The 18,712-nt window shown below is 56.0% G+C and carries 15 protein-coding genes; 10 read left to right on the forward strand and 5 right to left on the reverse strand.

The features are described from left to right. Nucleotides 1–104 precede the first annotated feature (104 nt). On the forward strand, nucleotides 105–1,226 hold the full coding sequence (locus BM035_RS13250; RefSeq protein WP_092032422.1) for a beta-ketoacyl-ACP synthase III: 1,122 nt from the start codon (nucleotides 105–107) through the stop codon (nucleotides 1,224–1,226). 12 nt (nucleotides 1,227–1,238) lie between these two features. Here BM035_RS13250 and BM035_RS13255 read toward each other — a convergent pair whose 3' ends face one another. Beyond that, complete coding sequence (locus tag BM035_RS13255; protein WP_092032425.1) at nucleotides 1,239–1,646, reverse strand: acyl-CoA thioesterase; 408 nt, start codon at nucleotides 1,644–1,646, stop codon at nucleotides 1,239–1,241. 89 nt (nucleotides 1,647–1,735) lie between these two features. On the opposite strand from BM035_RS13255, the gene BM035_RS13260 reads away from it, so the two are divergent. From BM035_RS13260 to dinG, 5 genes are read left to right on the forward strand one after another with little or no spacing between them, the layout of a single operon-like run. Next, nucleotides 1,736–2,524 (forward strand): MlaA family lipoprotein, encoded by a 789-nt coding sequence (locus BM035_RS13260; RefSeq protein WP_053115383.1) that lies wholly within the window; start codon nucleotides 1,736–1,738, stop codon nucleotides 2,522–2,524. 29 nt (nucleotides 2,525–2,553) lie between these two features. Continuing rightward, complete coding sequence (locus tag BM035_RS13265) at nucleotides 2,554–4,041, forward strand: DUF3336 domain-containing protein (RefSeq protein ID WP_092032428.1); 1,488 nt, start codon at nucleotides 2,554–2,556, stop codon at nucleotides 4,039–4,041. 1 nt (nucleotide 4,042) lies between these two features. After that, on the forward strand, nucleotides 4,043–5,749 hold the full coding sequence (locus BM035_RS13270; RefSeq protein ID WP_092032430.1) for an AAA family ATPase: 1,707 nt from the start codon (nucleotides 4,043–4,045) through the stop codon (nucleotides 5,747–5,749). Nucleotides 5,750–5,751: 2 nt separating this feature from the next. Next, entirely contained in the window at nucleotides 5,752–6,477 is a 726-nt protein-coding gene (locus BM035_RS13275) for a general secretion pathway protein GspB (RefSeq protein WP_092032433.1), read from the forward strand. Next, nucleotides 6,477–8,681: an ATP-dependent DNA helicase DinG gene (gene dinG, locus BM035_RS13280; RefSeq protein WP_053115381.1), complete on the forward strand. Its 2,205-nt coding sequence runs from the start codon at nucleotides 6,477–6,479 to the stop codon at nucleotides 8,679–8,681. The genes BM035_RS13275 and dinG overlap by 1 nt, the downstream gene beginning before the upstream one ends. 264 nt (nucleotides 8,682–8,945) lie before the next feature. On the opposite strand, the gene BM035_RS13285 is transcribed toward dinG, so the two are convergent. After that, nucleotides 8,946–11,666, reverse strand: a complete 2,721-nt coding sequence (locus BM035_RS13285) for a LuxR C-terminal-related transcriptional regulator (RefSeq protein WP_092032435.1) — start codon at nucleotides 11,664–11,666, stop codon at nucleotides 8,946–8,948. A 246-nt stretch (nucleotides 11,667–11,912) separates the two neighbouring features. On the opposite strand from BM035_RS13285, the gene cysB reads away from it, so the two are divergent. Further along, the gene (cysB, locus tag BM035_RS13290) at nucleotides 11,913–12,890 is read left to right on the forward strand and encodes an HTH-type transcriptional regulator CysB (protein ID WP_008171800.1); all 978 of its coding nucleotides are present in this window, start codon (nucleotides 11,913–11,915) and stop codon (nucleotides 12,888–12,890) included. Nucleotides 12,891–12,917: 27 nt separating this feature from the next. Here cysB and BM035_RS13295 read toward each other — a convergent pair whose 3' ends face one another. After that, nucleotides 12,918–13,640 carry a phosphoadenylyl-sulfate reductase gene (locus tag BM035_RS13295; protein WP_092032438.1) on the reverse strand — a complete coding sequence of 241 codons (723 nt, stop codon included), beginning with the start codon at nucleotides 13,638–13,640 and terminating at the stop codon, nucleotides 12,918–12,920. Nucleotides 13,641–13,874: 234 nt separating this feature from the next. Between BM035_RS13295 and thrH the strand changes: the two genes are divergently transcribed. Then, nucleotides 13,875–14,489 carry a bifunctional phosphoserine phosphatase/homoserine phosphotransferase ThrH gene (thrH, locus tag BM035_RS13300; protein ID WP_053115593.1) on the forward strand — a complete coding sequence of 205 codons (615 nt, stop codon included), beginning with the start codon at nucleotides 13,875–13,877 and terminating at the stop codon, nucleotides 14,487–14,489. Between the two features lie 67 nt (nucleotides 14,490–14,556). Here thrH and pabB read toward each other — a convergent pair whose 3' ends face one another. Then, nucleotides 14,557–15,897 carry an aminodeoxychorismate synthase component I gene (pabB, locus tag BM035_RS13305; RefSeq protein ID WP_092032439.1) on the reverse strand — a complete coding sequence of 447 codons (1,341 nt, stop codon included), beginning with the start codon at nucleotides 15,895–15,897 and terminating at the stop codon, nucleotides 14,557–14,559. A 195-nt stretch (nucleotides 15,898–16,092) separates the two neighbouring features. Here pabB and BM035_RS13310 point away from each other — a divergent pair, with 195 nt between their 5' ends. Both BM035_RS13310 and BM035_RS13315 read left to right on the forward strand, forming a co-directional pair. Beyond that, on the forward strand, nucleotides 16,093–16,695 hold the full coding sequence (locus tag BM035_RS13310) for a hypothetical protein (RefSeq protein ID WP_092032441.1): 603 nt from the start codon (nucleotides 16,093–16,095) through the stop codon (nucleotides 16,693–16,695). Between the two features lie 177 nt (nucleotides 16,696–16,872). Then, nucleotides 16,873–17,835, forward strand: coding sequence for a DUF6160 family protein (locus tag BM035_RS13315; RefSeq protein ID WP_092032442.1), 963 nt, complete (start codon nucleotides 16,873–16,875; stop codon nucleotides 17,833–17,835). A 134-nt stretch (nucleotides 17,836–17,969) separates the two neighbouring features. Here the strand turns inward: BM035_RS13315 and BM035_RS13320 are convergent, their stop codons facing one another. Continuing rightward, nucleotides 17,970–18,587: a hypothetical protein gene (locus BM035_RS13320; protein ID WP_092032445.1), complete on the reverse strand. Its 618-nt coding sequence runs from the start codon at nucleotides 18,585–18,587 to the stop codon at nucleotides 17,970–17,972. Nucleotides 18,588–18,712 lie beyond the last annotated feature (125 nt).

The raw sequence follows: 18,712 nt of genomic DNA on the forward strand, positions 1-18,712 counted from the left end.
GGGCAAAACCCCGATACTGTGTTAGTATTTCCGGCAGTAGGTCAACGAATTAACAAAACGGGATGTCTGGTGTCCCGTTTTCACAATTATGACGTGGGGTTAGCGTGATTAAAGCCGTTATTAGCGGGACCGGTCTCTACACACCGCCAGCAACCATTAGTAATGACGAACTGGTCGAAGCCTTTAACCAGTATGTTGAACTTTTCAACGCCGAGAACGCAGACGCCATCGCCAGCGGCGATGTAACGCCACTGCAGCCTTCCTCCTCTTCGTTCATCGAAAAAGCGTCGGGAATCAAGCGTCGCCATGTCATCGACAAGGATGGCATTCTCGATCCCAACCGGATGAAACCCTACATCCCGGATCGCAGCAACGAAGAGCCCTCGGTTCAATGCGACATGGCCGTGACGGCGTGCCGTGAGGCGCTGGAACAAGCGGGCAAGTCGGCTGAGGATGTTGATGCGGTGATTGTTGCCTGCTCTAATCTGCAGCGAGCCTACCCAGCCGTTTCTATCGAGGTCCAGGAGGCGTTGGGTATCGACGGGTTTGCCTACGATATGAACGTAGCCTGCAGCTCCGCTACGTTCGGGCTCCAGGCCGCCGTTAATTCTGTCGAGAATGGCAGTGCCCGTGCCGTTCTGGTGGTCAGCCCGGAGATCTGTTCGGGCCACCTGAACTTCCGCGATCGGGACAGTCACTTTATTTTCGGTGACGCCTGTACGGCTATTCTGGTTGAGCGTGAAGAAGATACTCGTAAAGGCCAGGGCTTCGAGATCCTCGGTACCAGTCTGAAAACCAAATTCTCGAATAACATCCGGAACAATTTCGGGTTTCTGAACCGCGCCGACGAATCCGGTGTCGGCAAACCGGACAAGCTCTTCGTTCAGCAAGGCCGTAAGGTATTCAAAGAAGTGTCGCCACTGGTTGCCGAGACAATCCAGAAACAGCTGCAAAGCCTTTCGCTGGCCCCGGATGATCTCCGTCGTATGTGGCTGCACCAGGCCAACCTGAACATGAACCAGCTCATAGCGCGCAAGGTACTGGGTCGGGATGCCACCGAAGAAGAGGCCCCGGTCATCCTGGATGAGTACGCAAACACCAGCTCTGCCGGTTCGATCATCGCCTTCCACAAAAACAAGGATGACCTTGTCAGTGGTGATCTGGGGGTAATCTGTTCTTTCGGGGCAGGTTATTCCATCGGCAGCGTGGTGGTTCGCCGCCGATAGGTGTGAGCTGGGTCAAGACGTTGCCAGTGTCCTGAGGGTGTCTGGCAGCGGAGCCGAAGAGCGCGTCTTTCGGTCGAACCAGACGATTTTTGCATAGCCTTCCGCATAGACGGCGCCGGTGTCGACATCTGTCAGCAAATGGTAGGTGTCGAGACTGGTGTTACCTGCCTTGTCAGCGTATGTTTTCACCTCAACCGTTGCCGGGTGGTTCAATTCCTTTAGAAAGGTAGCGCTGGTCTTTATAATAACGGGGCCGGTCGGCTCGTCAGGCCCGCCCAGCTCCAGTGAAGCCAGCCACACAATGCGCGCTTCCTCAAAGAATCGGAAGTAGACTGTATTATTGGCGTGGCCGTATGCATCCATGTCTCCCCACCGGAGGGGCATAGTGATTGTGTTTACAAGATTTCCCGGTACTGACATCGGTTTCTCCGGAACAACGGTTTAATAATAAAAAGTAGCGCCGGTATTTTCGACGAATTGAAACGAATTAAACAACCCAAGAGCAGATGATGAACTACTTTTTTATCCGGCGCCGGCTTATTACCCTGGCCATGTTGTTTTCCCTGTCTGCGCTTCTGCCAGCGGGCCAGGCTATTGCCCAGAACATGCAGGAACCCGCTCCAGAGGGATCTGTTCCGGTTGATCCCGCAGATCCCTGGGAGAACTGGAACCGCAAGGTGTACACCTTCAACGAGACCATCGACCGCTGGTTCCTGAAACCGGTAGCACAGGCCTATCGAACCTTCACTCCGCAAATTGTCGACCGCGGCGTTACCAATTTTTTCAACAATCTGACAGAACTGAGGAACTTCATCAACAGTGTCCTTCAACTGAAAGGGGAGTCTGCGGTGGTTGCCGTGGGGCGCTTCACCTACAACACCACCTTTGGGCTGGGTGGTTTGTTCGATGTCGCAACCGCCTTTGACCTGCCGGAACGGCCCGAGGATTTTGGTCAGACCCTGGGATACTGGGGCGCGGGTTCAGGGCCCTATCTGATGCTTCCTTTTCTCGGCCCTTCCACACCCCGGCACTTTACCGGGTTTGTGACGGACGGCTTCGCGTTGCCTTCGGCGTGGGATGAAGTGGAAAGCCCTGAAGTTTACTATGCAAGGGCTCTGCAAATCGTCGACCGCCGGGCGGATTTGATCCCTGCTGAAAGTTTCATCTCTGGCGACAGTTACGTGTTTGTGCGGAATGCCTTTCTGCAACGTCGCGAATTCCTGATTAACGACGGTAAGGTGGTTAACGATCCGTTTGCCAGCGATGATGATGAGGACTTGATGCTTGATGATTTCTAAGCGTCAGCCGGATTGAAAGGAGATCAACGGTGCTCAAGGATCCAAGAATAGCCAAGTTCCGGAAAATGCTGGCCGACGCGCCCAACTACGAGGTATGGAAAGCAGCGGCTCTGGAACTGGACTTTTTGGAGGGCAACGCCGAGTGGAAAGAGGATTTTGCCTCCGACCTTTATCATTATGAAGTCATCTACGACCGGCTGAGCAACCTCAAGCAGTATCGCCAGCAAAATGACGTGGAACGCCTCAAACGCGCTCTCCGCGAAGGCTTGCACCATGACCTGGGCAATATGGGCAATCCCGCGCTTTATACCCGGTCGCGCGTCGGCACCAAGCATCTGATCGAGGAGTACATCACGCAGGTCTGTGAAGCGCTGTGCTATCTTTGTGATCAACCGGTTCCGGGTTTTCCAGTTGCAGATAAGCTCCAGTTCTTCCGCGACACCCTCACAAGTTACGGTCGCCCGGCACTTTTGCTCAGTGGCGGCGCCACCCTCGGTGTGTTCCATTTCGGCGTGATCAAGGCGCTCTGGGAAAAGGGGCTTCTGCCGCAGGTTATTGCGGGCTCAAGTATCGGGGCCATCATCGCGGGCATTCTTGGTGTGCATACGGATGCCGAAATTCCGGAAATGCTGATCCCCGAGAACCACAACCTGAGAGCCTGGAAATGGCGAGGTCTTCTAAGCGCAGTCCGTGGCGACGGGCTCATGGATCAGGAGGAGCTTCGGAACTGTCTGCGGGGCAATATCGGTGAGTACACCTTCGAGGAGGCGTATCAGCGTACCGGACGTTCAATCAACGTTAGCGTGTCCCCAGTGCAGGCGCACCAGAAGGCCCGGTTGCTTTGCGGATACACCTCGCCCTATTTGATGGTGTGGAGCGCGGTGCTGGCCAGCGCCGCGGTTCCCGGTATTTTCCCGCCGGTTACCCTGATGAAAAAAGACATTCAGGGTAATACGCTACCGTATATGCCGCGCCTGAAGTTTGTGGATGGCTCGGTCGTCAGTGATTTGCCAATCGAGCGGTTGATGCACCTGTACGATGTCAATTACACCATCGTGAGCCAGACCAATCCCCACGTAGTCCCTTTCCTGAGCCAGCGGGGGCTGGATGAAAAACTGTCCCTCGGAAATCTGCCCATGCATCTGTTGAAATCCGAGATACAGTTTCATGGCCAGGGCGTGTTCGATTACCTGCGAAAACGGGTAAGGCCGGAACTTCTGCGGCAGATGTCCGGTCAGTTGTACACCATTATGGCTCAGCGTTACTCGGGAGACGTGACCATAGCTCCGTCGTATTCCTTCAAGGATTACAGCAGGATGCTGGCGAATCCGGATCCTGCTTACGTGCGGCAGATGATTCTGGCTGGCGAGCGAGCGACCTGGCCGAAGATCTCCATGATTCGCTCCCACGCCCGTATATCGAAAACCCTGGAGCGCTGCGTGCGAAGGCTGAAGCAACAGAACCGGCGCACGGCCGAGCTCAGGCTGATCAGCAACGCGGATTCCGGTACGTCCTGATATGTATTACGACTTTTTCGGCTTTCGCGAACCGCCGTTTTCCATTGCCCCGGACCCTCGTTATCTATATCTCAGCGATCGCCACAAGGAGGCCCTGGCGCACCTGATGTACGGAGTCCAGGGGCAGGGCGGTTTCATCGTAATCACTGGTGAGGTGGGAACAGGAAAAACAACGGTTTCCCGGTGTTTTATCGAGAATGTTCCCGATCATGTGGATATCGCGCTGATCCTCAACCCGAGGCTCTCTGCGCGGGAGTTACTGTCCTCCATCTGCGATGAGCTGGAAATCCCCCACGATATCAGTGCCACCATCAAGGAACTGGTTGATCTGATTAACCGGGACTTGCTCAAGGCCCATGCAGCCGGGCGACACAAGGTTCTGATGATTGATGAGGCCCAGAACCTTTCGGCCGAGGTGCTGGAACAGTTAAGGCTGTTGACCAATCTCGAGACGGCAGAGAAGAAGCTGCTGCAGATTGTCCTGCTTGGCCAGCCTGAACTGCAGGAAATGCTGGCACTTCCGGAATTGAGACAGCTGAATCAGCGGGTCACAGCACGCTATCACCTGGACGCCATCGGTCGGGATGAGCTGGCGGCCTACTTGAAATACCGCCTCAGTGTTGCCGGCATGCGGGGTGATATCTTTTCGCAGCGGGCGGTGAATCGCCTCTATCGCGAGAGCCAGGGCATACCCCGCCTGATCAACCTGATCAGTGACCGCGCATTGTTGGGCGCCTATGCCGAGGGTGAGCATGAGATTACGCCCGAGCATATCCGCCAGGCGGCAAAAGAAGTACGTGGACAATCCCTCGGCCCCACGCCCTCACGGGCTCACCAGTCACCAGACAGATCCCAGTACCTTATCGTTGCGGCTTCGATTCTGGTGGCCATCATCGGCACCGCCTGGCTTATTGAGCGTTGGTCACCGGGTGGATCGTTTCTCACCGATCCCTCCTCAGCAGAACCTTTGCAGGGAGCTGTTGAGCGAGTCGAGGAGCAGGAACAGAAACCATTGCAAGAGATCCAGGAAACCGGGTCTGGAGAGCCGTCAGCACCCGTTGAACTTGCCGTGCCGGGTCAGCTTCTGGATTCCGTGGAGGCTTTTCAGGTACTTTTCGGGATCTGGGGGCGTGAATATGAACCTTCGGAAGCGCCCGTTGCCTGCGACTGGGCCAACGAGGAGGGTCTTGGATGCCTGAGTCGTCAGGGTAGCCGCCGAAGCCTCGAGTTTCTGGATCGCCCGGCGATGCTTCAGTTGCAGGATGAGGCGGGTAACCGGGGGTTTGTCGTGCTCCGCCATCTGGATGGCGATACCGCAGACATCGCCTTGCCCTCCGGCAATCAGACTGTATTGTTTGCCAGTATCGAGCGCTATTGGTTCGGGGAGTATCGGGTTCTGTGGCGCCTTCCGGAATACCTGACGGGCGACGGCTTTTACAGCAATGGCGGGGGCGAGCAACTCTGGATTGGTGCGCGAGTGATGGATCTGGCGGACCGTTTCAGTAATTCCCGTGCTGAAAGTGACCGGGTGAAACGGCTGGATTCCGAAGAGCAGGTTCGCTGGTATCAGTCATTGCGAGGGCTTACCGTCGATGGGATCGCCGGAGCCATGACGATTATCCAGATCAATAACGACCTGGAAGCTAACATTCCCCGTCTCAAGCCTCTGCAGTCCGAAGGTCGCCGGCAAGTTGAAGGTCGAGAGTAATTATGTCGTACATTCTTGACGCATTGCGGAAATCCGAAACTGAACGGAGGCAAGGGCGCGTACCGGACCTTGGTCAGCAGGTACAGCTGATCCATCGCCCGAAGAAAAAGCGGTGGTCGCCGGCTGTCTGGGTGTCTCTTGCACTCATGCTCAATGCCGGCGTCCTGGCCTTTGTCTTCTGGCCGGGAGCGCCGTTGCCCTGGGTTTCCGAGTCGCAATCCGAGACATCTGCGGCCTCGGCCAGAACGACAGCTCCTGAACCTGATGCGGTGGCGCCTGCGACAGAGCCAGCACCGACATTGGAAGATCCCGTTGCACAAACGGGGACCATCCCTGAGCCCGATGCGGGCGAGGCGACTCCAGCGCCGATCGCTTCGGAACCTTCCCCATCACAAAGCCGGGAGCGAGCGACCGTTATCGTTCCCTCATCCGCAAATTCCGAAACTGCTGCACCAATGGTGCAGCCCGAGCAGGCAGGCAGAGTGCCACATCTGGTAGAGTTGCCGCTCTCGTTTCAGAAGAGCGTTCCCGATTTGACCTTTAACAGCCATATCTACTCGTCATCCCCTGCATCGCGCCGGGTCATGATTAACAACACCTACCTGCGAGTGGGCGACGTCTTCGATGGCCTGCGGGTAGACGACATAACAGAAGAAGGGGTGGTTCTGAGTCGTGACGGGCGGCGTTTTCGGGTTGGCGTTGTTCGGGACTGGGTGAGTCCTCGCTGATGGCGCTGACCGACGAAATCAAGCAATCGATCCAGCAGGGATATCGGGATGTGCTGGCAGGCAAGGATATTCGGGCGCGCTATGGGCAGCGCCTGATGATTGCGGAAATCGCCCGATACATGGGCGATATCACCGAGAACGATGGCCAGCGAACGTCCCCGGCCTCTGCCTGTGTGGTCGAAGCCGGGACCGGGACAGGCAAAACCCTGGCCTATCTGATCGCTGCCATCCCGGTGGCCAAAGCCCTCGGCAAAACCCTGGTTATCTCCACCGCAACCGTGGCCCTTCAGGACCAGATTGTGCTCAAAGATCTCCCGGACCTGAAAAAGCACAGCAAGATGGATTTCAACTGGACTCTGGCCAAAGGGCGGGGGCGCTACCTCTGCATGTCACGGTTGGAAGCCCGACTGCACGATGAAGGCAATACCGACAGCGACACCATGCCCCTGTTCCTTTTGGATGGGCCGAAAAATGAAGAACCGGGCACCCGGGCCTTTTTCGAGGAAATGCTCGCCAGTTATGGCTCCCGCGAGTGGGACGGTGACCGGGACCACTGGCCGGAACAGATACCGGACGACGTCTGGCGACAGGTAACAACCGACCACCGGCAGTGCACCAACCGCCACTGCAGCTATTTCGACAGTTGCGCGTTTTTTGATGCCCGTAAAGACCTTGATGATGCCGATATCGTGGTGGCTAACCATGATCTGGTTCTGGCCGACCTTGCCCTGGGCGGCGGCGCCATTCTGCCGGAGCCGGAGAACGCCCTTTATATTTTCGACGAGGCTCATCACCTTCCGGACAAGGCCCTGAATCACTTTGCCGCGTCGCTGCCACTCAATGCTACCCGGCAATGGCTGAAGCAGCTTTCCCAGGCGCTTGTTAAAATGCAGCCTTATCTGGCAGCCGGCACTCAGGCCGCCAAGTCCCTGGATCGCATCAGTTCTGCGTCGAGAGAGGTAGACCTGGTCCTCAACCGGGTTTACGAAGAAGCCGAGCAGAATACCGGCTGGGAGTTCAACGAAGAGCGCCGGACGGCGCAGTGGCGTTATCCGGAAGGTGAGTTGCCGGAGGCGATGGCCGAGCTTGCAGCCGAAAGCCGGATTGCTACCGCTAACATGGTCCGGCAACTGGGCGTTCTGGCGGACGAGTTGCAGGGCGCCTTTGATGAGCGCAAGGAGCATGAGATCGACCGGGAAACCGCCGAAGCCTGGTATCCGGTGATAGGCTCCTTTCACGCCCGGGCAGAGGACCAGTTGCGGCTCTGGACAGCCTGGTGCGACCCGGGCAATGCCAGTCCCCCCGTGGAAGCTGAAACCAACAGCGAGACAGGTGATGAGCCAGAAGCCAGGCCGAAAACGCAGAGAAGCCCGCCCCCAGCCCGATGGTCAGTACGCCAGCGCTGGGATCACGCCGAAGACATCACTCTTTACAGTTCACCGGTACTGGCAGACAACCTGTTGTATTCCAGGCTTTGGTCTCGCGCTTACGGCGCCGTGCTCACCAGTGCGACCCTGACTGCACTTGGTCGGTTCGATCGCCTGAACGCGCGGGCTGGATTGCCCCAGGGCAGCCGCTTCCTCGTGGTTCCCAGCTCTTTCCGTTACGGCGAAATGGCAACGGTGGAGGTGCCTGCGATGTCTGCCATGCCAACGGATGACGGCTTCGCCGATGAGCTTGTAAAACGACTACCGGACCTCTGGGCAGGCGAGAAGGCGACTCTGGTGTTGTTTACGTCCCGTCGTCAAATGCAGCAAGTGCGAGACGCGTTGGCCCCGGATTACCCGGACCTCATTATTACCCAGGACGATATGGCCAAGGGCGAAGTGCTGAGGCAGCATTGCAGCAGGGTGGATGAAGGCCGGCCGAGTGTCCTGTTCGGCGTTGCCAGTTTTGCAGAGGGTATCGACCTTCCAGGCAAGTACTTGCACCACGTCGTGATTACCCGTTTGCCATTTTCGGTGCCGGATGATCCCATTGAGGCGAGCCTGGCCGAGTGGGTGACGCAGCGGGGCGGCAATCCGTTTATGGAAATCACCGTTCCGGACGCGTCCATCAAACTCGTCCAGGCGGTTGGTCGGCTGCTGCGGACCGAGCAGGATACTGGAAGAGTGACGATCCTGGATCGCCGCATTATTGCCCGCCGGTATGGTCAGCTGTTGCTGGATGCATTGCCACCCTTCCGCCGGATCATCGAACACTGAATCCCACCAGAACCGTTCAGCCATAAAAAAAGAGCCAGCCCCTTTGGGGTTGGCTCTCATCAAGGGGTTCTTTCGAACCCGGGCGTCGAAACAACGCGGAACAAGAAATCTGAAGGCCTGAAGTTTCAGAATTCCTGGTGAGGTTTCCCTCACCGTTGAAAATATAATAGGGGATTAGAGGGCGTAGCCGGATCGTCCAAAGGGCGTAGCGGGTTTAAGTTGTTGGTGCAAAGTGGGAGGTGCATCACGTTTTTGGGCTCGAAATCAGCCTTGCAGCAACCCCAGTTCCCGGGCCCTGGCCAGAGCCTCGGTTCTGCGGCCAACGCCGAGCTTTCCATAAAGGTTGCGAATGTGGGCCTTCACCGTAGCCGGGGCAACGTCCATTTTTGCGGCAATTTCCTTGTTGGCGTGGCCCGCATGAATGAGCGCAAGCACTTCAAGTTCTCGCTGGCTGAGAGGTTCAGGCAGTGTTTCGGCGTTGAGTGTCGTACGACCGTGCTCACCAGAAATAGCACTGGCTTTTGTTTCAGAATGGCCCTCGCCAGACCGGCGCTGATCGAGAAGCATTTTCCTGACGCTGGCGTTCCAGCTTCCCGGTTCATCCAGTGCTGGCAAACCAAGGAGCAGGGCACGCAGATCGGGGCTTTCCTCCGCAAAGAGCCTCAGGAATCCGGCCTCGCCGGCGAGTTCTATCGCGCGGGTCAGCATTTGCTCCGATTCATCGGTCCGTTTCTGCTTCGCCAGGGCCTCGCCATAGACCAGCAGAATTTCCACCAGGTGTCGGTTGTGGGCGTTGCGTTCAGCCGGTTGCAAAAGAGCGCTGAGTATCTCCTGGGCCCGCTCGGGCTGATCCAGTGCCACCAGCACTCGCGCCTCGCTAATACGGCTTTGTTCAAGATGAAGCGGATTGGTGAACTCGGTATCGGCTCGGGAACCCAGGCAGGCCCGGGCTTTTTCCGGATGGCCTGAAGCCAGGTAGCAACGTGCCAGAAGGGCAGTGCTTGCGGGTGGCTCGAACACGATTTGCTCTCGCCGCTTGCGGGCGGTCTGGGATGCGTCTTCGAGCGCGTCAATCGCCTCCTGGAGCCTGCCCTCGCTGAAAGCCAGGTGACCACGCACGTACTGAATGATCACGTGCTGGCCCGGTTCGGTGCCCCGCTCAACATGTTCGAGCAACGGTTTCAGGTGCGTGGCTGCTAGCTGGGGGTGATTTCGTTCGCGATGAATCTCGCAGAGTGTACTGTTCTGCCAGCATGAGATGAGTCTTGGCTGGGTTGGGTCCGCATAGTGTTTGTCCACCCATTGCCTTATCTCGGTGCAGGTTTCCAAAGCCAGATCGATATCGCCGCGATTGTACTGAATCCACGCCAGCAGGCCGCCACTGGAAAGAACCGTACTGGGTTTATGTTCGACCTGTCCGTAGCGGACTGCCGATTGGAGCGCGTCTTCGGCTTCGGTGAGTTCACCCTTGCCGTAGTAATCCAGGCCCAGGCCGTAATAGGTCACCGACTTTAGCGGTATGCGAGTGTGATCAATCTCCCTGAGCACCTGTCTTGTGAGATCTGCGGCGCTCTTGTCGTCACTCCGGGTGCGAGCCAGATAGGAGCGCATCAGCGAGATCTCACTTTGCAGCCCGAGGGCCCCTTCGGCATCCGGATGGGAGTCCGCCACCTGCCGGTCCAGAAGATCCTCCAGGCCGGACAGCAGCGGCTCCAGACTATCCATTCGGTTGGCAAAGAACAGCCCCCAGATCCGGAGCATCTGGAGTTGCGGATTGTCGATGACAAGGTCCTGTGGCAGGGCATCAATCCAGTCCAGCACGGGGAGGTGATATCCGCCATGGATCAGGTTGTTGCCGTGCTCGGCGAGCACCCGGGCAAGCCGGGACCAGTCCTCCTGTCGGACGATCTGGGCAATGGCTTCCTGCACGTGGCCATGGGCCAATAACCAGTCCACCGTCCGGTGCCAGAGTCGCGCGGCCGAGTCAGGGTCTTGGTGACTTACCCTGAGTTGCAGTGCATCCCGAAACAGGTCGTGATAGCGGAACCACTCGTTCCGGGTATCCAGCGGGATCAGAAACAGATTCTGGCTGAGAAGTTTTTCAAGCAGCTCTTGGCTGTTATCGGACCCACGGATCGAATCACAGAGGGATGCACATAGCCGTGGACAGCAGGCCGTTTCAAGCAGAAAGTCCGAAAGCTCCCGGGGTTGCTGCTCAAGTACTTCGCTCAGCACATAATCGCTGATGTGGCGCTCATCCAGATTTATCTGGTTTCCACTCGTGCTGGCGTCCTTTCCGGACAATGCGGACAGCTGCATGGCGGCGACCCAGCCTTCGGTTTTGCGGTAAATCGCGTGGACATCCTCGTCGGCGATATCAAGGCCCATGGTGTCGTGAAAGAACTGACGGCATTCGTCTTCAGAAAAGGCCAACAGGCCAGGGTGTATGTCCTGGATCCACCGACGGACGCGCCAGCGGGCCAGGGGCAGTGGCGGTTCGGTTCTGGACGCCAGGGTTATCAGAACACCCGGCGGAAGATAATTAATGAAATAGGCGAACTGCCTGTGGATGGCCGGGTTGCCAATGAAGTGGAAATCGTCCAGCACCAGCGACCACGGGCTGTCATCATGAGCCAACGTGTTGATCAGGCCGGTAATGGCTTCGGTAAACGTGTCATCTGAATGGTGAGCCAGTTGTTTGCGCAAATCGGACGCGCCGGTCAGGCCGGCTTGCTCAAAAGCACCTATCAGGTACTGCCAGAATCGCCGGGGCTCATCATCGTGTTCGTCCAGAGAGAGCCAGGCGGTAGGGGAGGAAACCCTTGAACACCATTGCGCAACCAGAGTGGTCTTGCCAAACCCGGCCGGCGCAATCACCAGATTCAGTCTTTTCGGAGCCCGGGACTCAAGCAAGGCACTCAGCCGCTCACGTTTAACCGCGCGCGAGTCTGTCGTTGGCCGAAGAAACTTTGTGGTGAGCAGCATGGGTTCCCTGAGAACTGGAGTGTTGATGTGCCCAGACAGGGCATTACGGATTGTGTCCTTTGTATTGGCCAAGTCAAGGGTTGGAGGGGCTTTTCATAGCCTCAGGGTTTTATCAGGGGCTGCGCAAATGCGATTTTGGTCTAAACTGTGTAAAAGCAGTTGCCTATATTAAAAAAGAATGAAAATCTGTATTTTTATGCGTATTCTTCAACAAGGTCCTTCGATCTCCAGGGAGCAGCAGATTCAATGAAACTACAACAGTTGCGCTATATCTGGGAAGTTGCGCATCACGACCTGAATGTCTCAGCAACCGCCCAGAGTCTGTTCACGTCCCAGCCGGGTATCTCCAAACAGATCCGCCTGCTGGAGGACGAGCTGGGGCTTGAAGTATTTGCCCGCAGCGGCAAGCATCTCACCAGAATCACACCGGGCGGCGAGATCATTATTCGCGAAGCTGGCGAAATCCTGCGACGGGTTGAGGGCATCAAGAAGATTGCCCAGGAATTCAGTAACCAGCGAAAGGGTGATCTCAGCATCGCCACCACTCATACCCAGGCCCGTTATGCACTGCCCCCGATTATCAGTGGTTTTATAGAGGAGTACCCGGACGTCTCCCTGCATATGCATCAGGGGACGCCAATGCAGATCTCCGAAATGGCAGCCAGCGGGGCGGTCGATTTTGCCATTGCCACCGAGGGCATGGAGCTGTTTAACGACCTGATCATGATGCCATGCTACAAATGGAACAGAAGCGTCATCGTGCCGAAGGATCATCCACTGGCGAAACTGCCGGAACTGACACTTCCAGAGCTGGCAGAATACCCGCTCGTGACTTACGTGTTCGGCTTTACGGGGCGCTCGAAACTGGATGAGGCGTTCCAGTCCCAGGGACTGACACCGAAAGTGGTATTTACGGCAGCAGATGCAGACGTGATCAAGACCTACGTCAGGTTGGGGCTCGGTGTTGGAATTGTCGCGAGCATGGCATTCGATCCAAAAACGGACACCGACCTGGTTGCGCTCGACGCCCGCAAGCTTTTCCGTCCCAGCGTCACACGACTCGGGTTCCGAAAGGGGACTTTCCTGCGGGGCTATATGTATGACTTCATTCACCGTTTCGCGCCCCATCTCACCAAAGAAAAGGTGGACGAGGCGGTTTCCCATCAGGGCAGCCGGTCTGAAATCGAAGAACTGTTCAAAGATGTCGAGCTGCCCACTCACTAAAAGATGAATGGGCAAGAGGCGCCCGGGTTATTCCCGGGCGATCAGGTTGCCAGCATGGAGGCCGCATTCTTTCTGGGTGGCTTCTTCCCACCACCAGCGGCCTTCACGTTCATGTTGACCAGGCAGGACAGGACGGGTGCAGGGCTGGCAGCCGATGCTGACAAAGCCTTTCTCATGCAGTTTGTTGTACGGCGCCTCGGACATACGGATGTAATCCCACACCTCTTTTGATGTCCAGTTTGCAAGTGGGTTGAACTTTACCAGTGTCTTTTCATTGGTCGAGAAGGCGGTATCTTCCTGGATAACCGGGACGTCATTGCGAGTTCCGGGGCTCTGGTCTTTCCGCTGTCCAGTGATCCAGGCGTCCACGGTCGCCAGCTTGCGGCGAAGGGGGTTGACCTTGCGAATGCCGCAACACTCACTGTGCCCATCTTCATAGAAGCTGAACAGGCCCTTTTTGTTCACCAGATCCTGAACTTCGTGAGCATCCGGAAACAGAACTTCGATCTCGATGCCGTAATGCTTGCGAACCCGCTCTACAAAATCGTAGGTTTCCGGATGCAGACGGCCTGTATCCAGAGTGAAAACCTTCAGGTTGTCGGTCAGCTTGTGTGCCATTTCAATCAACACGACATCTTCTGCGCCACTGAAAGAGATGGCGATATTATCGTATTGTTGCAGCGCAGCTTTGAGAATCGAACGGGGGCTCTGGCCTTCGAGCTCTTCCCGCAGGGTTTGAATATCGGTCATGGCCCGGCATTGCCTTCTATGGATGTGCAAGGGTATCTAACTGACCGAAAAGGCTACCATTAAATGCCTCATACCCTGAAGGAATGACGATCTATATGGTTATTCCGCGCTTAAAAGTCAGGGGTTACACTTCTACGATGCAATCCCGCCCGGTTTTTCTTATCATACGCTCCGAATAGCGGCACAGACGGACAAACCGACGTTGCCCTTAACCAATTGAAGCAGGAGATCGTTGTGGAACTGGCATGCCTTGACCTTGAAGGAGTATTGATCCCGGAAATCTGGATCGCGTTCGCCGAAAAGACCGGCATTGAAGAGCTCAAGGCCACCACCCGCGATATTCCGGATTACGATGTGCTGATGAAGCAGCGCCTGAAGCTGCTGGACCAGCACGGTTACGGGTTGCCCCAGATCCAGGAAGTGATCGGCGAGCTGGACCCGCTCCCCGGCGCCCGGGAGTTCCTGGACTGGCTGCGCGAGCGTTTTCAGGTGGTGATTCTATCCGACACCTTCTACGAATTCGCCATGCCCCTGATGAAGAAACTGGGTTACCCGGCGTTGCTTTGTCACAAGCTGGAAGTGGCAGACGACGGCCAGATCACCAATTACCTGCTGCGCCAGCGCGATCCCAAACGCCAGTCCGTAAGGGCGTTTCAGCTTTTGAATTACCGGGTGATTGCGGCGGGTGATTCCTACAACGACACCACCATGCTGACTCAGGCCGAGGCTGGGATTCTGTTCCATGCTCCGCAGAACGTGATTGACGAGTTCCCGCAGTTCCCGGCAGTACACAATTTTGACGATCTGAAGCAGCAGTTCCTCAAGGCGAGTGCTATTCACAACACCTGAGCCGAGAGCTAAAAGCGGGGTCAGAAGAAACCCTTCTTCTGACCCCATGCTCACCTGACCTCAAAGTTCACTCAATCACCAACTCTTCCAGAAACCGCATCAAAGGCCCGACCTTCGCCAGAGTCTCCTGATACTCCGCCTCGGGATCTGAGTCCGCAACAATACCGCCACCACCCCAGCACCGAATGGTGCCCTGGCCGTCACATAGCATGGTTCGAATTGCAATGTTGCTGTCCAGCGTGCCATCCAGTCCGCGATAGAAAATCGAGCCGCAGTAGGGGCCGCGCCAGTGGGGCTCAAGTTCCCGGATGATTTCCATTGCCCGGATCTTGGGCGCACCCGTAATGGAACCACCCGGGAATGCGTCAAACAGGGCCTTCATCGGCGTGACACCCTCGGCAAGTTCCGCGCGAATGTGGCTGACGAGGTGATGAACGTTCCTGTAGGACTCAAGAGCAAAGAGTTTGTCGACTTTCACACTACCGGGTTTCGCGTTCAGGCCCAGATCATTGCGGAGAAGATCGACGATCATCAGGTTTTCGGCAAGGTCCTTTTCGGAGCCTTCCAGTTCAGAGGCATAGGCCAGATCGGTTTCCGGTGTTCTGCCTCTCGGCCTGGTGCCCTTAATTGGGCTGGTGGTAACGGTGCGACCGTGTATCTCGAGAAAGCGTTCGGGGGAGACCGAGATGATCGATGCTTCGCCTGTTCGGATAAAACCGCTGTAGGGAGTGGGGTTAGCGTCCGAAAGCGCCTGGAATGCTCGCCAGGGATCCCCTACGAAACGGCCTGAGAATTCCTGGGACAGATTCGCCTGATAACAATCACCGGCTTCGATGTATTGGCGGACCCTTTCGACGCTCGTCCTGAAAGCAACCGGTGTTTGCCTGGGCTGAAAGCCGCAAACCATAGACCATCCAGTGGTGGCGGCGGGTTCGTCCGTGGCCAGCCACTGGTCCAGTAATTCACGTGTCCCATCAGGACAATCCGGATGAATCCAAAGCCAATACTGATCTGTTTTGCGATTATGACTGGCAGTCCAAAGATAGAATCCTGCAGACATCAGGGGGACATCCAGAGATGGGCAGAGCTCTCTGAGACGGTTTTCCCTGACATACCCGAGCTCATAGCCCAGGAAGCCAATCCACCCTCCGGACAGGCATTCCGGATTGGGTTCCTGTTCGATCTGGAACTGGTGGACGAGGCTTTCCATGTTCTGGGTAAGCTGATCGGAGCAGAAATTCTCAGGCACAGGGTGTTGGAGTATTTCGGTGGCAAGAGCTCTGGCAGAAAATCCGCTGAAAGCTCCCCGGGCCGGGCCGTTTCCGACGCTTCCGATATAGGCGAAATCCGCTTCCCGGCAGGCATGGCTTAGCAGGCGATGGTAGCCCTCATCGGTGAGTTCACGCATGTTTGCCGGGTTCAAGTCGCCTCCGGGATATTCAAGAAATGATAAGCAGCACACAAAACGGGCGTTGTAGGCTGCGTGCGGCCCTTGATCTAATAAAAATTCAAAGAGGGGCAGTCAATTACGTTTGGGCATTTTACTGTAGTTGCGTCTGACCTTCCTTAATAAAAACGACCGAATATAAGGACAAGAACGATTATGGGGCCTGTAAAAAGAATTCTGCTTTCCGCTCTCTTTATCCTGCTTTTCGCTACTCCCGCTGTCCAGGCTCAAAGTGAGACCAGCGAAATCATACCGAACCGCAATGCGTTATCGGATGGGAAGCTGAGCGAGGATGAAATCAAGAAATATGCCGCATTGGCGGCCAAGCACATTCAGGAACTAACGGCCGTGGCACGCGAAGAGGTCGGTAATGAGCTCGAGCAGAGTGGCGTAGTCATTCCGGCAGCGTGGATGATGATGAACGACGGAGAAGTAAAGCGGGTTCGGCTCGGCGAAAGCGGCGAGCAAGCTGCGGCAACGATGAAGGTGCTTATGTTCAGGGCCGCATTAAAGTCGCTCGCTCGTCATGGGAAAATCCTGGCCACCGCAATCGTTTATGCGGGGACCGTAGAGGGTGAAAAGGACACTCGGGTATTGGCGATTGAGCATGAGCATCGTTTAGGGCTCTCGGGTCTGCAGGTTGTCCCGTATCAGTTTGATCAGGGCGCCTTGAGCCTTGGCAAACCCAGCACCGAGAAAAAGCCTTACGAACTGTTCTACGAAGGTCGGGAAAAAGAAGGGCAAGGTGAACAGGGGTAGAAAAACGTGACCTGAATCCGCTTTGTAACGGTTTGTTTCAGTGTGGGTGAGAATTGTGAGTGCAATCACGGATTCGGAGTGTAAAACAATCTTAAATGGATTTGTGGGATCACAGATCCTGCTTCTAAAAATACAAAACTCACACAAGAACAACGATGAGTTTATAAGGAGATAAGAATGAAAGGCCTGAAAAAAATTGCACTTGCTACAGCGGTAGCCGCCGCCCCGTTCGCCGCCCAGGCAGAACTGACGGCCATGAATGATTCTGCGATGGGTAACGTAACCGGCCAGGCCGGTGTGACCATCGAACTGGAAACCCAGGTCAGCATTGGTCAGTTCAAGTACACCGACACGAACGGTGGTGCTGCTGGTGAAATCGGTGGCGGTTCATTCACCGTTAATGACATCGAACTTGGTGGTGCTGGTCTCATCACAGGTGCCAACCCGATCTTCGATACTAACAGTGACGGTACTCCTGACACTGCGGCTAGCCAGCTCCTAGACGATCTGTCTATCGACATCGACCTGGCGGACGACGGCGACGCTGTGATTTCCGTTCACACGATCAGTGGCCTGCCAATTGACTGGGGCTTCACGGCCTCCTCAATGAACCTGGAAGGTACCGACAGCACCACGCTGATCTCTGGCCTCAGTGCCTGGGGTATGCTGGCCAAGCTGGATATCCGGGTTGACACTGAAGATGCGTCCACCAGCCTCGGTGGCACTGGCGACGGTTCTCTGAACATCGACACTGCTTTCACCGTAAATAACATGGAATTCGACGTTCCCTTCCTGGCGGTTGGCGTGCGCGGTATGTCCATCACCGGCGCCGGAGCGAACTTCGACTACAACGGTGATGGTGTTGTTGATAGCGCCGATACTGACCTTGATGGCAGTGGCACCGTCGGAGACACCAAGGCGGAACGCATCAATGTCGGCTTCGCCAAGGTGAACCTCGATGTTTACAAGGGCAATGGCCTCGGCCAGTCGACTGCAACCGACGTGCTGCGGGTCGATGTCAACGATGTCGTAATGGACGTAAATGTTGGCGGTGTTCTCATCGGCGGAACCAGCATTGGTACTGTCGCTCTGGACAACCTGCATATTCAGAACACCCGCCTGGCTGTCTATGGTCACTAATCTGACCTGACACCAGAGTTGGTGAAACGCCCCGCCTTGCGGGGCGTTTTTATTTGGTCAGATGAAAAACAGAGACAATAAAAAACGGCAGCCAATCCTGGCTGCCGTTTTCGCAACTGATTTAAAAGTCAGCGCTACTGATCCGGCACCGCAATAGAAAGATCAAACCCACCACCGGGCCTCGGTGTCAAAGTAATCGGTCCTTCATTAATGGCCTGCGGAACCTGTATCTGATCAATCCCCGGCGGATTGCCGATGCTGAAATTCAGGTTCTGCCCGTCAAACCCTATCCCCAGTTGATCATTAAGAAAGGTTTGCGTAAAAGGCTCTTCTGGAATCTGTGCCTGCTGCCCAAAGATGATTGGTGGAATCGTTGGGGTAAACTCTGCTGGCGGCTGCGCCCGGGCGATTTCTTCCTGGGGCAGCAGCAGGGCGCGACGGAGGAATTCATCTTCTGCGTTTTCCAGAGCATCGGTCTTGCCCTCATCAACGTATCGTTGCAACGCTTCCCGGTAAGCTTCCTCTTCGGCTTCGGTCAGTACCGGTTCGCCGGGCGATATGGTGAGGGAGCGCAGGATACGTTGGCGGTCGGCTTCTGATTTCTTCCGTTCTTTGGGGACAACGATTACGGCGGAATCTTTCACATAGGTTTCCACCATCTCGTCCGAGGTCATGGTCTGAACGCCACCGAAGGCAGGTAAGGCAACAACCAGGCCGCTGATGGCGGTGGTGAGCAGATGTCGGCGTTTCATAATCTGGCCTCTTTTGTTAAAAAAATACGCTCCCTTGCACGAGTATTCGGTTTGTCAGACAGGAATTCAAGCCAGATGATCCGGGATTGTGATCAGAATCTTTGATTTTCGGTACTGTTACTAAT

The organism is Marinobacter sp. DSM 26671 (genome assembly GCF_900112835.1).
Lineage (GTDB): Bacteria > Pseudomonadota > Gammaproteobacteria > Pseudomonadales > Oleiphilaceae > Marinobacter > Marinobacter flavimaris.

What these genes read in the sequence shown, in the direction of transcription:
- pabB (WP_092032439.1), bottom strand. Translation starts at nt 15,897, where the DNA reads ATGCGTGAACTCACCGATGAGGGCTACCATCGCCTGCTAAGCCATGCC.
- BM035_RS13260 (WP_053115383.1), top strand. Translation starts at nt 1,736, where the DNA reads ATGAACTACTTTTTTATCCGGCGCCGGCTTATTACCCTGGCCATGTTG.
- BM035_RS13255 (WP_092032425.1), bottom strand. Translation starts at nt 1,646, where the DNA reads ATGTCAGTACCGGGAAATCTTGTAAACACAATCACTATGCCCCTCCGG.
- BM035_RS13275 (WP_092032433.1), top strand. Translation starts at nt 5,752, where the DNA reads ATGTCGTACATTCTTGACGCATTGCGGAAATCCGAAACTGAACGGAGG.
- dinG (WP_053115381.1), top strand. Translation starts at nt 6,477, where the DNA reads ATGGCGCTGACCGACGAAATCAAGCAATCGATCCAGCAGGGATATCGG.
- BM035_RS13285 (WP_092032435.1), bottom strand. Translation starts at nt 11,666, where the DNA reads ATGCTGCTCACCACAAAGTTTCTTCGGCCAACGACAGACTCGCGCGCG.
- BM035_RS13315 (WP_092032442.1), top strand. Translation starts at nt 16,873, where the DNA reads ATGAAAGGCCTGAAAAAAATTGCACTTGCTACAGCGGTAGCCGCCGCC.
- BM035_RS13310 (WP_092032441.1), top strand. Translation starts at nt 16,093, where the DNA reads ATGGGGCCTGTAAAAAGAATTCTGCTTTCCGCTCTCTTTATCCTGCTT.
- cysB (WP_008171800.1), top strand. Translation starts at nt 11,913, where the DNA reads ATGAAACTACAACAGTTGCGCTATATCTGGGAAGTTGCGCATCACGAC.
- BM035_RS13295 (WP_092032438.1), bottom strand. Translation starts at nt 13,640, where the DNA reads ATGACCGATATTCAAACCCTGCGGGAAGAGCTCGAAGGCCAGAGCCCC.
- BM035_RS13270 (WP_092032430.1), top strand. Translation starts at nt 4,043, where the DNA reads ATGTATTACGACTTTTTCGGCTTTCGCGAACCGCCGTTTTCCATTGCC.
- BM035_RS13320 (WP_092032445.1), bottom strand. Translation starts at nt 18,587, where the DNA reads ATGAAACGCCGACATCTGCTCACCACCGCCATCAGCGGCCTGGTTGTT.